Here is a 16,327-nt window from a genome sequence, read left to right on the forward strand (position 1 = left end):
CCCCATTACTATACTTCTATTATATTAGAAATTTAGGAAAACAACAAATATTTATTATAAAGTTTTATTCTAATGCACCCTTTACTTTTTTTCTAGTGAAACAACGATCTTGACGATTAGCTAAAGCGCTAACCCGGGCTTCTAGCAGTATTTTTCTACCACTTTCATTACGAGTATAAATAACCTGATAATTACCAATAAACGGCTTCATATAGCCAGCAAATATATGCGCATCTTCTTTTCTTTTAGCAAAACTATCAGGAATTGCAAAATAACAATCTAATTTATTTTTTCGTTTAGGATTATAAAGAATATAACGTTGATTATCAATAGATGCAAAAAATTCATTGATGCATTTGGCAAACAAAGCCTTATCATGCCCTGTTCCCCCTAATAAATATATTGCATGTATCGCATTAAAAGAATCTGTTTCAACGCGACTATTCAAAGAATCCAGCTGATTGGTTTTTTCTAACGCATTTCTAATTCCTTTGCCAAATATTTCTAAACGACCTAAAGGATTTGCTAATGTATAAAGTTTTTTGATGCTCAAAAGAATACTCATAACAAATATTCCAACATAAATTATCACCACTAGATATTCTAAAATATCTATCAAGGTCAATGATTTTAGAAATGGTATTCCAATGACAGCACCAATAATCCCACTAAAAACAATTATCAGTAAAGTTCTTAAAGCATCCATAAACATAACGACAGTTATAAATTCTTCTTTAACTTCAGTTTCTTCAACAATTTCAATTTTGTCATAGACAGCTAACGAATCTTCCCATCTTTTCTTTAATTGACTACGCTTTGAAGATAGTTTAAGCATATCTTTATTAATTTTTTTTATATTTCCTGGACTAAATGGCAATTTAATTGCGCTAAGTCGCAAGATTCCATTTTCAATTATATCCTGCTGATAATGCAACCCTAAAAAATGTTCCATTCTCCTTGCAAGCGTTTGAAAATCTTCACTACCGCCATCATCATAATGACCCGTTAACTTTTCTTTTGGTCTAACACAAACTAAATGCCAAATATTACTTGTTTTATTGGGCGTTTTCTCAAAAACTCTAATAGCTCGTCCACGCATTTGATTACTTAACATATATGAGCCTACAAAGCTAGCCAAAATAAGCGAATTAACACACGGTGAATCCCAACCTTCTCCAAGTAAAGATTTAGTTCCTATCAAAACTTGCATATAACCCTGCGCAAATACCTCACTGATTACCCCTGTTATAAAATTACGGTTTCCACTAATTTCAACTTTTACATAATCATCTAATTTTCCAATTTGATGGAAGCTGATTTTACTAGGTTCTTCAACTAATTCTATTAATGCTGTTTGAGCATCCTTGGGGATAATAATCATTGTGCCACATAAAACACCAAATTTAATTGCTGTCTTATTTTTAGCACTATCACGCCTTAGTTGTTCAAAAAATGGTAAAACGCCTAAATTATTCACATCTTTGCTTTCATCACCTAATGCCCGTTCATATTCTTTTCGAATATAATCAGTAAGAATCAAAAGTCGTAATTCTTGTTTCATCGTTTTATATTCATAATTAACAATTTCTTTAATGCTTTCACATTTACCAACCGAATTTATTAGCATTTTTTCAATTGCTTGATTTAAACACAAAGAAACTTTTCGTTTTTCGATTAAACCTTTAGACTTCAATTCACGAATCAATTCATCACGGTATTGTTCTTCAACTCGATATGAAGCAATATCATCATATAAAAAGCCTTGCAGTAAAATTTCTAACCATTTAAGTGATAAGGGTTCTAACGATTTATATCCTAAAAGCTTTTGATACTTATTCGCACTGCACACTCCCTTAGTATTTAAAAAAATTATCATTGCTGATAAATAGCTCGGATCATCTAATAGCTCATCATCACTTACTTCCTCAGTAAAAAAGCGATGACTCATAATAGCCTTACAAAAATATTCATCTTGTATTAGCTGCTTCAAAATACTTTGACTATTTTCCTCAAAGATACTTAATTTTTGTTTTTCTTGAGAGGCCGGATAATTGAAATAAACATAATCTTGATGTGGACATAAAGTACCATCTTTAACTAATTCTGGAACTGTTATCTCTTCATCAATATCACCACACATATCCATATACCTAGTCCACATGCTTAGATTAGAATCATATGGCGGAGTTGCTGTTAGAGCCACTGTGAAAATATTATTAAATGCTTTTTTAAATTCTTCTAATGATTTCCACCACTCACTTCGAAGATGATGACATTCATCTAGACATAAAGTTCCTAATTGGCATTCTTTAAAATTACTGATTACATCAAAATTATGATAATCAACTTCTTCAACTGTTTTAAATTCATCATTAGTCTCTACTAGTTCACCACAATAATGACTCATCGCACTATGTAGTGCCTGATATGTCACGACAGTAATTAATTTTGGTTTTTTTAAATCTTGAGAAAGATATTGATCGCGATTTTCTTGTTTAACTAAAAAAGCTTCACAAATACGCTCTACCCATTGTTCACGAATCGTTATTGATGGGACTAAGATTAAAGCCGAGTAATCGATTCTTTTTATTAATTCAATTCCCAAAGTTGTTTTTCCTGAACCAGGTGCAGCAACAATATGAATTTTACGATCTTGACTATAACGGTCATATTTATCAAGAACACGTTGTTGATAACTGCGCCAAGTGCCCTTGAAATGCAAAATTTGTTCTAACATCCAATCCCTCCTATTACCTTTATTTATACATATCAACCTTAAAACATCAATACAAATCAACTTAATTTTATGATAAAAATTCTCCTTCCACTAAAAAAGTAGTACAATAATAATCAAAGGTGGTGTAATTATGACGATGTATATTCAAACCCAAAATCAATATACCCAATTCCAAAGTGATGAGTTAACTGATTTACTTGGTAAGATTAGTTTTACTATCAATAAATTTGGACTTTGGCAAAGTAATCACGATACTAGAGCAAATTATATTACTGATGATATTGAAATTGTCTATTATCGAGAAGGTGGGTCTATTACAACCATTGGCAATAAAAAATACACCTGCCCACCCCACAGCTTTCTCATCATCGAACCCTATAAGCTCAACACTTCAATAAATACTGGAAATACTAACTACAGCTATTATTTTTTTCATTTTGATATTGAACCCCTATCATTGCGCCAACAATTTATTACTCTCTTAACAAAACACGGGCATTTAATATATAAAGAAGAAATAAAAGACTTCAAAGAAATGCTAGAACGTTTATTAATCGAAGCTAGTGAAAAAGAAATTGGCTATTCAAGCATTATAACCTCTGCTTTGATTCGAGTTGTTGTAGAGATAATCCGCGCTCAGCTTAAAAGGAATAATGACCATATTTCACAAATAACAGATTTACCACATATCGAATTAGTTAATGATGCCATTAAGTATATTCATGACCATCTTCATGAACCAATTAAACTAACCGCAATGGCTTTACAACTAGGTGTTTCAACAAGTATGTTATATAAATCTTTTATTGCAATTTTAGCAATTCCTTCACTAACTTATATTCATCAACAAAAAGTTCTCTATGCTCAAAGAATGCTGGCTCATGGTAAAAGTGTTACAATGATTGCAAATGACCTGGGATATTCATCAGCCTATCATCTATCTAAAACTTTTAAACAAATCACAGGGGTCAGTCCACGTGAATATAAGAAAAATATTAAGTTATTATAAGCATATACGAAAATGTATATGTTTTTTAATTGATATAATATGTTTTATATATATGTAAGTGCTATCATATCTTTATAAGGGAGGTATGAATTTGGAAAATAAATATCAAAAACTCTTTCAACCAATAAAAATTAATCAGCTGGAAGTAAAAAATCGAATTTTTATGTCACCAATGTCAACAAACTTTGCAACAAAAGATGGGTATGTTACTGATGAAATGATCTATTACTATAGCAGAAGAGCAAAAGGTGGCGTTGGTCTGATTGTAACTGAAGTAACAATGATTGAGCCAACCTACAAATATATTGCTCATACTTTATCAGTTCAAGATGATTCCTATCTTGAAGGATGGCAAAAATTAGCTAATGAAATTCATAAGTATGATAGTAAGGTCGTAGCCCAACTACTACACCCAGCATATATGGCAATTCCTTTCCCGGAAACACCACAATTAGTTGGTCCAAGTGAGGTTGGTCCATACTATGCTAAAACTCCTCCGCGACCTTTGACAAAAGAAGAAATCAGTATAATTGTTGAACAATTTGGTGATGGTGCCTTACGGTTAAAAAAAGCAGGAATAGATGGTGTTGAAATTCATGCTGCACACGCACATGCATTACTAGGAGGATTTTTATCTCCACTCTATAATAAACGAATTGATGAATACGGTGGTGACATAACTCATCGCATTCGTCTACTTTTAGAAGTAATTGCAAATGTTCGAAAAAAATGTGGGCGTGATTTCGCTATTATTGTTCGTATCAGCGGTGATGATTATGAAGCCGGCGGACAATCATTACACGAAGGATGTTATATTGCTAAAAGATTAGAAGCTGCTCAAGTTGATATGATCCATGTTTCTGGGGGAACTACTATCCACCGCGGCAGCTCAATTGCACCCCCTGGAACACCACAAGCGAGTCATATTGACAGCGCACGAGAAATAAAAAAATGTGTTAATATCCCTGTTTCAACCGTAGGACGTTTGAATGAACCTTGGATTCTCGAAGAAGTTTTAGAAAGAGATTTAGCAGACGTATGTATGGTAGGTCGCTCACTCTTATGTGATCCTGATTTTGTTAATAAGATCAAAAATGGTCAAGAAGATGATATTCGTCCATGTATTGGATGCTTGGGATGTTTAAGCTCGACCATGTTAAAAGATCATGTTGAATGTGGAATTAATCCATCATTGACAAGTGAGAATGAAGAAACTGTAACACCTGCGACAATATCCCAAAATATCCTAGTTATCGGAGGAGGTCCAGCTGGATTAGAGGCAGCTTATATTTTATCAAAGCGTGGACACAAAGTTACCCTTGCTGAACGTCATCATACATTAGGCGGCGCAATGATCGTTGCAGGTTATCCTATTGCTAAACAGCACTTTGCTCAAACTACTAAATATTTCATTAAACGAGTAATCGATTGTAATATCAAAATTGAATTAAACACGATTGTTGATCAAGCCTATTTATCACAGCATCATTATGATCATATCATCGTCGCAACCGGAGCCAAACCATTACGACTTGATATTTTTAAAAATCATCCTCATACTGGTACCGGACAAGATGTGCTTCTTGGCAAAATGTGGACAGGTAAAAATATTGTCGTTGTTGGAGGAGGCTCTGTTGGCTGTGAAGTTGCTGATTTTGTTGCCCCATTAGTTAATGACCGCCATCCAAATAATAAAAAAGTAACTGTTATTGAAATGAAATCAAATATTATTATGGATGATACTTCACCATCACGAAGTATTTTAGTTCAACGGATGGCTGATAAAGGCGTGAACATTATTACTGATAGTAGAGTCGTTAAAGTTACACCAACAACTCTCGAATATCAAAAAGATGGCAATACTATTACAATTGAAAATGTTGATACAATCATTGAAGCTACTGGTTATTATGCTGATCATGAGTTAGAAAAAACCCTCGATCAAATGCAACTTAGCTACAACGTCTTAGGTGACGCTGCAACCCCAGGAAAAATTAAAAATGCTATAAGTGACGCATATCATTTATGTAAAAATATTTAATCAAAGGAGAAAATATATGAATTTACTAAAACCTATTAAAGTTGGAAAAATTACTTTAAAAAACCGAATTATGTTTCCCCCAATGACAACCGGGTATGAAGAAAGAGATGGTTCAATCGGTGAACAAAGTTTTAATTTCTATAAACGTTTAGCGCAAGGCGATGTTGCTTATATTGTTTTAGGTGATGTTGCTCCAGTCAATACTGTTTCCCCTACACCTAAACTTTTTCATGACGGTCAAATCGAAGCTTTCAAAAAATTAAGCGATGCCTTACATGAGTATGATTGCAAACTAGGGATTCAAATCTTTCATCCTGAATATGATGTTGATGCTCTAGCAGAATTATTTAGAAAAGGTGATATGCAGGCTGCACGTGCTAAATTACATCATGACATGCTACATTATATCGATGAAGTAACTGAAGCCCAGCTTACAGCAATTATTGATAAAATCGGCGCTTGTGTTAAGCGTGCTGCCGCCGCGGGGGTGGATGTTATTGAGGTTCATGGTGATCGTCTTGTCGGTTCCCTTTGCTCAACCATTCTAAATCACCGAAATGATAATTATGGTGGTTCATTTGAAAACCGTATTCGCTTTGCTCTCGAAGTTGTCAAAGTAATTAAAGAAAATGCTCCAGATATTTGCATCGATTATAAACTGCCAATTATCACTGAAAATCCGCTTCGTGGTAAAGGAGGCCTAAAAATTGATGAAGCTATTAAATTGGCTACTATCTTAGAGGCTCATGGAGTTGATATGATCCATGTTGGTCAAGCCAATCATACTGGAAATATGAATGATACCATTCCTGCAATGGGAACTCAACCATACTGTTTTATGAATAAATATACAAAACAAATTAAAGATGTTGTTACGATTCCAGTGTCTTCTGTTGGACGAATCCTTACTCCCCAAAATGGTGAATCCTTGATTGATAACGGGATTTGTGACATTATTGGTTTAGGTCGTTCATTATTAGCTGATCCTGATTATGTTAAAAAATTAAAAAATAATGAAGCTGCTCGAATTCGTCATTGTATGATGTGTAATAAAGGCTGTACCGATGCAATCCAAAATAGACAATTTTTAAGTTGTGTTTTAAATGCTGAAAATGGTTATGAATACAAACGAATAATTACCCCAGCAGCAACAAAGAAAAAAGTTGTAGTTGTTGGAGGGGGACCAGCAGGTTTAGAAGCTGCTCGGGTAGCAAAAACAAAAGGACATGATGTTATTTTATTTGAACAAGACACTAGATTAGGTGGTCAACTTAATATTGCAGCGATTCCACCACGTAAAGCTGAAATGAATCGGGCTATCAATTACTTATCAAATGAAATGAAAATATTGAATGTTGATTTAAGATTAGGTAAAAAAGCAACTAGTACAGATATATTAAACGAACATCCTGATAGTGTTATCATCGCTGTTGGTGCCAATAATGCTTCCCTACCAATTCCTGGCAGTGATTTAACTCATGTGTTAGATGCTTGGAAAGTTCTTAACTATGAACAATTCCCTAGTGGCCATGTAGCGATTATTGGCGGTGGTCTAGTCGGAGCGGAAACTGCAGAATTTTTAGCACAAATGGGCTTGGACGTTACTGTCATAGAAATGCTTGAAGAAATTGCAAAAGAAGAATCATCAACTGTAAAGCCAGTAATGTTTGAAGATTTTGAAAAACATCAAGTTAAATTATTGACTAAAACAAAGGTAATTGAAATTAAAAACGATTGTATCAAAGCTGCTAATGGCGATGGTGAATTAACGATTCCATGTGATTATGTTATTTTAGCTACTGGAGCTAAACCTAATCCATTTGATGTCAGTGAATTAACAGCTCACAATATTGATATTCATCTTGTTGGTGACTGCAATGAAAAAGCTGCTGATATTAATAATGCCATTACTCAAGGTTATTTAGCAGCCAACAGTATTTAAAACTCTTATTATCTAGACTAAAAAGAATTAATCATAACATTTAAATGTTTAAGATTAATTCTTTTTTATTCTTATTAACTATCTACTATTACTAGCCATTCTAAACCACGTATAATTTTTTCCTTTGATTGATACTGATAATTGATAAATATTTTCTGGCCAAGTACATCCGCCAAAGCCTCCATCCCCGATAGCATGAATATCACATCCGGTTTGTTTCATTAAAAGGGCAACCTGCCGAATTGTATCCTCATCGGCACATTCGACCGAACTATTTAAAAAACTCATGGCTAAAGTACCTGGTTTATAGCGATGAATATATTCTACTAATTCTCTAATCATATCTACTGTGATTCCTGCTCTAGTCCCTGGAGCTGGTAAATCGATACAGTCAGCACCAGCATCAATAAGTCTTTTAATAACATCTTTGGTATCATATGCTGCTAAAGGATCACCTAGTACCTTTTCTTCGATACCATCTTCCCACTTGCCAGCAAACAAGAAAATATCATCTCCACATATTTCTTTTACTAATTTGGTTGCTTCAATTACATCTTCAATCGATGTTCCAGAACCTGGATTACCACCCAATACAATAAAATCCACTCCTAAAGCAACTGCTTTTAAAATATGTTCTTTTGTTGCTAACATTCCAGCCAATCGGTAAAGTGTTTTTTCATCAGAACGCTTTTCTCCCTTCTTAGGACACCCTAAATAAACACCAATTGGACAATTGCATTTTTCTTTAAGCTCTTTGATAGTTAAGCCGCACAATCCTGGATTATTTTCAAAATTATCTAAATCTATAGTATTAAGCATAACCATATCTGCACCAAACGAACAAAGCAATTCAGCATTTGTCACACCCATTACCGTCCCTGGGCCAGCAAAAATTAAATGTTGTCCCATGATAACTCGACCTTCCGATTTATAGATAGATTCTTTTAATTCTAAAGGACCCATTTTGTTTATCTCACTCTTTGAAGCATTAATCAATCTTTTTACGTTGCTCATAATTTTTCCTCATTTCTAGATTTTGTTTTCTTCAAGTGTTTTTTCTTGATTACTTTTTTTCTCTGCTTCTAAAGCCTGATTGTCACAAATCTTAAAAAATGGGTAATAAATTATACATGATAACAAGCACATAATTACAATCATGATTCCTAAACTAATTCCCCCACCTAAAATAAATCCCGCAATTGGACCTGGAATTGTCATTACACTTAACATTAAGGCGGGAATATTCACAACACCTGTAACCATCAACAAATAACCAATAATCATAAATACAAGTGGTGTTAAAATAAACGGAATAAACATAATTGGATTTAATACGATTGGAAAACCAAAAATAACAGGCTCTACGATATTAAACATCCCCGGAACAAAACACACTTTTCCAAACGCTTTAAAACGTTCGCTTTTAGCAAATATTGCCATATCGCAAGTAAGCCCAAATAAACATCCTGGTCCACCAATAAACTGACAAAAAACAAAGAAAAACATATAAGTTGTGACTAAGGTTACAGGTTCTCCGGCCATATAATTATTTAAATTTGTAATTGCTGGTTCCATCCAAATTACCATCATGACAGAAAGTACAACTGAAGTACCATGAATTCCAACCCACCATAACAGCAATAATATTAACATACTAATCAACATGGCTGGAAAACTATTACCTAAACTTACTAAAGGCGCTTGAACCATAGTATAAATAAAATTTTGAATATTTCCATAAGATGTTACAGCAAATCCAGACCTTACCAATAAAAACAAGGCTGATACTAAAAATGCTGGAACAACAGCTTCAAATGGTTTAGAAACCATTTCCGGTACCGAATCTGGTAATTTTATTTTCCAATTATGATTAACGGCAAAAGCAAAAACATATGCCCCAATAATCCCACATAACATGGCAGTGAAGATACCACTAGCACCTAAGTTATCAACTGGGATAACATTTTTTATCAATGTTACAGCTCCATTTGTACTATCAACATTGTTATAAGAAAATGGTGTAACCAACAATAGTGATAATAACGAAACAATTGCTGTTTGAAATGGATTAACATTAAACTTTTCACCTAAATTATAACCTAAAGCAAAAATGAAATATAATGCTGTTAAATTACAAACAGCAACCCCTACAGCTAAAGCATCAGATATTCCAGTAGACGATAAAAAATTTGTATACCAGTCTCCCAATGGTAAACCCTGAAATAATGAAAATACAGCTCCTCCTAATAACGCTGGCATCACTTTCATAAATGCGCCACTTATTGCACTTAAAATAAAATTGTTTTCAATTTTCTGTGCAAAAGGTATAACTTTATTTTGGATAAAATCATTCATAATTTTTCCTCCTCCTAACTTTATAACTACATTTTATCTAGAAGTATAATCATTTAAGAGTACATAAAACTTTTCATTAGTCCAAAATAAAAACCAATAAAAAAAATAAGTGCTAAGGTTTCATTTTTTGAAACTTTAATACTTATCCTTGGTTATTTAATCTTGCTAATAAGCTTTCAATAATCTTCATTAATTCAAATTTCTTCTTAATCCCTGGCTGTTCGTGTATCTCTAAAAAACGTTTATGAGTATACGAGCTCTTTAAAGATATGATATAATTATTTTCGTCATTTAAATGTCTATAAATATTCCTGATCAAAGCATTGGATATATTATAATCATAGTATTTTTCTAAACTTATCTGAAGATGACTATAAAAATATAACGTATGTTCATCCATATTAATAGCTAAATTGTTATCTTCTTCATTAATTATATAAATATCATAACCTAATACATAAAAATATTTCAAATACATTTTCCAAATCAACATTGCTTCTCGCTCACCAAATAAAATAATTTGATGACAATGATTACATGCAATAACTAAATCATCAAGTTTATCACGATCATCGAGCAAATAAATAAAATCACAAATCACAGCATTAAATTCTCTTACAAAAGTCTTTTTAAAATCCGTGAAATGACTAGTTTTTATACTTTTACAAAATCTAATGATTGATGATTTAGATAGACCGGTATCATAAATAACATCCTCTAAAGATAGTTCTATTAGCTTTTCCCTTTGGTTTAAAAAATATTTAACAAGAATTTGATCCGTATTATTAATTTTTGCATTCATTGATAAATCTAAAAGGATATCGATCATTTTATCACTGCTCCTGATAAATAATCTCGTGATAATAAAATTTAATCAAATCAAAATAATACAACAACAAATACTCAGTCTCAAACATTTCATTATTAGATAATATATTAATTACCTCAAAAACATTGTAATGAAAATTTATTTTTGTTTCGCCTGAAAAAATAATAACTTTATTAGCTTTATTTCCTAAAATCGACACTAAATTATCATCAGATAAAAAAAGTCTACCAGTACCTGAAATCAATATAATTAAATCATTATCCTCTATTTCAATAGAATTATCTTTTAATAAAGACGACATTATCACTGTCTTCCCCATTGAAATCATATCAATTTGAAAATTAAAAAGAATTGGAGTTATCGTAGGGGAAGCAACAATAATAACTCTCTGACTTTGAGCTATTTCTTTAATGATCAACTTTAATTTCATTTTATCATTGAATTCTAATGGATAATCAACTAAATGTGAAACCGCTACAGCTAATCGTTTTTTGTTAAAAATCTTATAACCTCGATATATTTGATCTTTACGAACATCCAATTCACTTTCTAATCTTTCTTTAAAATTCGAATAATTAGAATAACCAAATTTTTTTAAAAACTGTTTTACTGTTGGAACTGAAACAAAACAGCCATCAGCCACATCTTGTAAAGTAATACTTCCTATGTGATTAATATTTTCTATAATATATTTGGCAATATAATAATTTAAATCTTTATTATTAGAGTTATTAACAATTGATAAAAAATAAGCTAAGCACATAAACATATTATCTTCCTCCACTCATTATTACCATTATATAATATTAATTAAATTTATTCATTTAAAAATTAGCTTTCTTGTACCAGCAAAAAGCTCCAATCAAATTTGCATCATTATAATAATGACACACTTTGATCTCTGGTGGAGTTACCGGAAATGGGATGCAATCAAATAAATCACTCACTTCTTTCTTTAACATTGTTAATAATAACGGCTGAGTACTAATCCCTCCACCAATACTAATATTCTCTAAATCTAATAACATTTGCATATTAAAAATATATCTTGCAAGATTTTTAGTATAATCCCGTAGTATTTCTAAACTAGCAATATCATTATGATTAGCCTTGTTAAAAAAGGCTAATCCATCGATCGAATTTCGCTCTAATGCAAATCGTTTTTCATAATTTCTTGTTAAATAACCTACACCGCCAATCAATCCAAATGTATTTTGCCAATCAAAGTCATGTTTAGAATCAATTAAAGAAAACGTAGCTGCTCCAGCAAAATAATTACACCCACGATATAATTCCCCGTTAATAATAATTGCGCATCCAACTCCAGTACCCAATACTAGTACTGCCCCATTACTCGTTTCTTTTAATGAGCCTCTATACAATTCTGCTAATGCCGCACAATTACCATCATTTTCAATCGAAACTGGTACGTGGCATTTACTCCAAAGGATTTGTTTAATATTTTTATTATCATTAAATCTATAACTACCACCATTTTTTATTAAACCTGTAAAGGGATTCATTTCCCCACAATAACTAATCGCAATTCCGGATAATTTCATGTGTATAGTTTTAAATAAATCCACTACCCAGGTAATCATTTCATCATGACTTTGAAATATTTTATTTTCTTTATTTACATCATATAACTGAAAGTTTTCATCAATAATTGCATATTTAACTCCGGTGCCACCAAAATCTAAACATAAATATTTCATTATTTAATCCCTCATTTCTTAACACTTTAAAGTTATCATAGTTAAAAAAAATATAAATACTATATAATTTTTGGTTGTGTCAAAAAATGAAACATAGAAATCTAATATGAACTGTTAGCTATGATTATTGTATTGCAGCAAATAAATCTTTATCTTTGTTAATATCTTCTTGAATGACTTTTTTGATATATAAAGCTAACATATATGGCATTTTTTCTTCAAATGTATCTAACTGGCAATTTAATAATTCCTTGACTTTAGTCATTCTATAATTAATCGTATTTCGGTGCATATATAAATTTTTGGCCATCGCTACTTGACTGCCATCATGAATCAGGTAATAGAACAATGTCTTTTCTAATTCACTATGATGTTTTTGATCATAATCTATTAAAGGCTTTAATAAATGCTGATACATTCCTGATAAAATTTGTTTATCCTCGATTGAAAATAAGATTTGATAAACTCCCATCTCTTCAAAAAGAATCATCGGATATTTAAATTGTTCTGCCATTGCAACTGCAGCTCGAGCTCGTTTATAACTTAAGATTACTTGTCTAAAATCTGTCATTGGCGTTCCAATACCTAAGTGAATAAATCTTGAAGGCATTCGCTTCTTTGTTCTTTTATACATTTTATCAGTAATTTTCTCTAATGAATCCGGATCTAAATTATTTACAATTAATACAAAATATCCATCAAACCAAAAAAATGTATATGGGCTTTGTATTTTTTCAAAACATAATTCCAATTGAAAAGAAACTCTACGTCGTTCAATTGCATCAAACTGATCAGAATCTTCAATTCCAATTAAAACAACTTGAAAAAAACCATCCACATCAAATGCACCTAACAATTGCTGCCGAACCTCCTCAACAACTTGAGGAGTTGTAAAAACATTCTGAAATAATTTTGAAATCTGATTGTCTTCTCGTTGTGAATATAAACAGCGCATACTAAAATCCTTAATTAAATCTGCCATGTGTACTTCCCAGGGTGTCGTTAACAGCGGAAAATCCTGCTCATTACAATAGTCAATTATATCTTGAGGAATTTCAAATATATATTTACCTGTATTGATAACTAATCCAACACTATGGTATTTAACCAAACACTTGATAAAATCAAATAACGAATCGTGACTTTGAAATCCTAAACCTGTTGTAACTGCCAATTCTTTTCCCCATAATTGTTGAATAATTGTCGTATCCTCAATCATGTGAACCCAACTCATCGCATTTGAACAGCCCTCACGACCAGCTAACAATTTTAAATGATATTGCTCTTGAGTTTGTACTAACGCATCTTCAATCGTAAATCCCATTTTACTCACTTCCTTTATATTTATTTTACCATTATTTGTGCATGATGCACAAATAAATCTTATTTTTTTATTATTTCTGTCTCTATAATTATTAAAATATTAATATATAATATAATTGTATTAAAAACAGAACATCTAGGAGGGACATAACATGAACATTTCTTATGGATATTACGTACTAACTGACAACTTTGATACTTGCCCAACTTGGGTTCGTGATGAAGGATATTTCAATTGTGAAAACTTTTCAAAATTCTTTAAGTTTTTTAAAAAGAAATAAATAATAATGAGCATTCATAACGAATGCTCTTTTTCTTTTAAGATTTAAATTATGCTATTAGATAATTATTTTATATTTAAAGCAGCTTCATAACCTTCTTTAACTGCTGGTAAAGCATTACCTGCCTTAATTGCGCCACCTACTACTTGAACATCTTCACATAATTCATTTGCAATTTTTTCTAACGGATTATAGGCTTTATATCCAAATGCTAAGACAACTAAGTCAGCAGAAATAACTTCTTTTTCTCCCTGTTCATTAATAAATGCCACTCCATCATCTAAAATTTCTGTCACAGTACAATTAGCTCTGGCAGTTACTCCTGATTCATTCATAATTGGTAATAGACAGCTCATATTAATGGGATCCATATCAGTCAAAACAGCTGGTTTCATTTCTAGAACTGTTACATGACGATGCGTTTGAGCAATAAATGTGGCAGTTTCACAACCAACTTCGCCCCCTCCGCAAACAACGATATGCTCAACTTTTGTAGCGATTTTTCCTAATAACACATCTTCAGCATTGACTACATTTTCTTTATCGATACCTTTGACTGCCGGCACCAGCGGTCTTGCTCCAGTAGCCAAAATAATAGCATCCGGGTTTTCTTGTTCAATCATCTCTTTTGTTACTAAAGTATTTAAATGTACTTTTACATGCAGATCCTCTAAATTCTTTTTAAATACAGATATTAATGTTGTTAATTCTCCTTTACCAATTGGATAAGCTGCAGATCTAAATTGACCGCCAACTTCTTCCTGAGCCTCATAAACAGTTACATTGTGACCTATCATTGCCGCAGTTTCAGCCGCCTGCAGACCAGCAGGTCCCCCTCCAACAATCATTACTTTTTTTGCTTTTTCTACAATGTCCATTGAATTTTCATATTCACGTCCTACCCGTGGATTAACTAAGCAAGTGACTTCTTGATTAAAAAATAATGGCATTTCACATCCTTGTAGACACCCGATACACATTTTAATATTCCCATATTTTTCTGCCTTTGCTTTATTAGGTAAATCTGGATCAGTCAATGAACCACGCCCCATTCCAATAAAATCAGCTTTATCCATGTTAATTAATGTATCTGCCATTTGCGGATCGTTAATTCGATTAGTTACAATTACTGGTAAATCAACCAATTTCTTTACTTGTGCTGATATCTCCATATTCAATGCATGTTCCGTAAACATTGGAGCAATTACTGCTCTATTTCCAGGTGAAGCATAAGAGCCATTAGAAATATGAATACCATCAAAACCTAATTCTTCAAAAATCGTACATAATTCATAAGTTTCTGCTTCAGTTCTTCCACCATGAACATATTCATTACCAGAAAGACGGACGATAATTGGAAAATCATCACCAACTTGTTTTCTCATTTCTAAATAAATTTCAGCAACTATTCGTACTCTATTTTGTAGACAACCACCATAGTTATCAACTCGCTTATTGACAAATGGTGATAAAAATTCCGCTAATAAATAACCATGGGCACAGTGTAGCTCAATTCCATCAAAACCAGCTTCTTTAACGCGTTTAGCAGCACTACCAAAATCTTTTACTAATTGATTGATTTCAGCAACTGTGATATCTCTTGGTTGTTCTTGACATAAGGGACATTCAATTGCTGAAGGAGCAACTGGCATATGATCTTCATTAGCAATTCTAGTAGTTTGTCTACCTGGATGATACATTTGACAAAAGATTTTTGATTCATACTTATGAACCATCGTTGTTAATTGTTTATTTCCTTCAATCAATTCATCTTTATATAAACCGGGAATTCTTTGATATCCTTTACCATATTGTTGAACTGCATAATCCTCAGTAATAATCAAACCCCAGCCGCCTTTAGCCTTTTCTTCAATATATTTCATATAACGCTCAGTAATTTTACCTTCAATCGTACAATAATTTGTCACCATTGCCGGAACTACTAAACGATTAGGAATTTTTACAGTTCCTATTTGATAAGGGGTAAATAATTTTTTTAAAGCCATTTTAATATCCTCCAATCCTTTTATAACTTTATTTTACAGTATCAAATGATTTGAAGGTCAACTCTAATTTATTATATGTGATATTA

At 32.2% G+C, this 16,327-nt stretch carries 12 protein-coding genes; 4 read left to right on the forward strand and 8 right to left on the reverse strand.

The features are described from left to right. Positions 1 to 64: 64 nt before the first annotated feature. On the reverse strand, positions 65 to 2,737 hold the full coding sequence (locus KTF99_RS10815; RefSeq protein WP_029481773.1) for a DEAD/DEAH box helicase family protein: 2,673 nt from the start codon (positions 2,735 to 2,737) through the stop codon (positions 65 to 67). Positions 2,738 to 2,867: 130 nt separating this feature from the next. On the opposite strand from KTF99_RS10815, the gene KTF99_RS10820 reads away from it, so the two are divergent. From KTF99_RS10820 to bilR, 3 genes are all read left to right on the forward strand, one after another. Beyond that, complete coding sequence (locus KTF99_RS10820; RefSeq protein ID WP_217215565.1) at positions 2,868 to 3,746, forward strand: helix-turn-helix transcriptional regulator; 879 nt, start codon at positions 2,868 to 2,870, stop codon at positions 3,744 to 3,746. Between the two features lie 85 nt (positions 3,747 to 3,831). Then, positions 3,832 to 5,787, forward strand: a complete 1,956-nt coding sequence (locus tag KTF99_RS10825) for an FAD-dependent oxidoreductase (RefSeq protein WP_217215566.1) — start codon at positions 3,832 to 3,834, stop codon at positions 5,785 to 5,787. A gap of 16 nt (positions 5,788 to 5,803) precedes the next feature. Continuing rightward, positions 5,804 to 7,729 (forward strand): bilirubin reductase, long form, encoded by a 1,926-nt coding sequence (gene bilR / locus KTF99_RS10830; RefSeq protein WP_009299500.1) that lies wholly within the window; start codon positions 5,804 to 5,806, stop codon positions 7,727 to 7,729. A 78-nt stretch (positions 7,730 to 7,807) separates the two neighbouring features. Here bilR and KTF99_RS10835 read toward each other — a convergent pair whose 3' ends face one another. The 6 genes from KTF99_RS10835 to KTF99_RS10860 form a co-directional block, all read right to left on the reverse strand. Beyond that, the gene (locus tag KTF99_RS10835) at positions 7,808 to 8,743 is read right to left on the reverse strand and encodes a DUF7916 family protein (protein WP_003538951.1); all 936 of its coding nucleotides are present in this window, start codon (positions 8,741 to 8,743) and stop codon (positions 7,808 to 7,810) included. A gap of 15 nt (positions 8,744 to 8,758) precedes the next feature. After that, positions 8,759 to 10,084 (reverse strand): PTS sugar transporter subunit IIC, encoded by a 1,326-nt coding sequence (locus tag KTF99_RS10840; RefSeq protein ID WP_008792248.1) that lies wholly within the window; start codon positions 10,082 to 10,084, stop codon positions 8,759 to 8,761. Between the two features lie 142 nt (positions 10,085 to 10,226). Beyond that, positions 10,227 to 10,913, reverse strand: coding sequence for a hypothetical protein (locus KTF99_RS10845; RefSeq protein ID WP_008792249.1), 687 nt, complete (start codon positions 10,911 to 10,913; stop codon positions 10,227 to 10,229). 4 nt (positions 10,914 to 10,917) lie between these two features. Next, complete coding sequence (locus tag KTF99_RS10850; protein ID WP_029481776.1) at positions 10,918 to 11,682, reverse strand: MurR/RpiR family transcriptional regulator; 765 nt, start codon at positions 11,680 to 11,682, stop codon at positions 10,918 to 10,920. A 55-nt stretch (positions 11,683 to 11,737) separates the two neighbouring features. Further along, positions 11,738 to 12,631 (reverse strand): ROK family protein, encoded by an 894-nt coding sequence (locus KTF99_RS10855; protein WP_029481777.1) that lies wholly within the window; start codon positions 12,629 to 12,631, stop codon positions 11,738 to 11,740. Between the two features lie 124 nt (positions 12,632 to 12,755). After that, the gene (locus KTF99_RS10860) at positions 12,756 to 13,955 is read right to left on the reverse strand and encodes a PucR family transcriptional regulator (RefSeq protein WP_003538968.1); all 1,200 of its coding nucleotides are present in this window, start codon (positions 13,953 to 13,955) and stop codon (positions 12,756 to 12,758) included. A 151-nt stretch (positions 13,956 to 14,106) separates the two neighbouring features. Here KTF99_RS10860 and KTF99_RS17415 point away from each other — a divergent pair, with 151 nt between their 5' ends. Next, positions 14,107 to 14,235 (forward strand): hypothetical protein, encoded by a 129-nt coding sequence (locus KTF99_RS17415; protein ID WP_003538969.1) that lies wholly within the window; start codon positions 14,107 to 14,109, stop codon positions 14,233 to 14,235. 65 nt (positions 14,236 to 14,300) lie between these two features. On the opposite strand, the gene KTF99_RS10865 is transcribed toward KTF99_RS17415, so the two are convergent. After that, on the reverse strand, positions 14,301 to 16,241 hold the full coding sequence (locus tag KTF99_RS10865; RefSeq protein WP_217215567.1) for an oxidoreductase: 1,941 nt from the start codon (positions 16,239 to 16,241) through the stop codon (positions 14,301 to 14,303). Positions 16,242 to 16,327: the final 86 nt, after the last annotated feature.

It is taken from the genome of Erysipelatoclostridium sp. MSK.7.34, from assembly GCF_019041935.1.
Lineage (GTDB): Bacteria > Bacillota_I > Bacilli_A > Erysipelotrichales > Coprobacillaceae > Thomasclavelia > Thomasclavelia ramosa.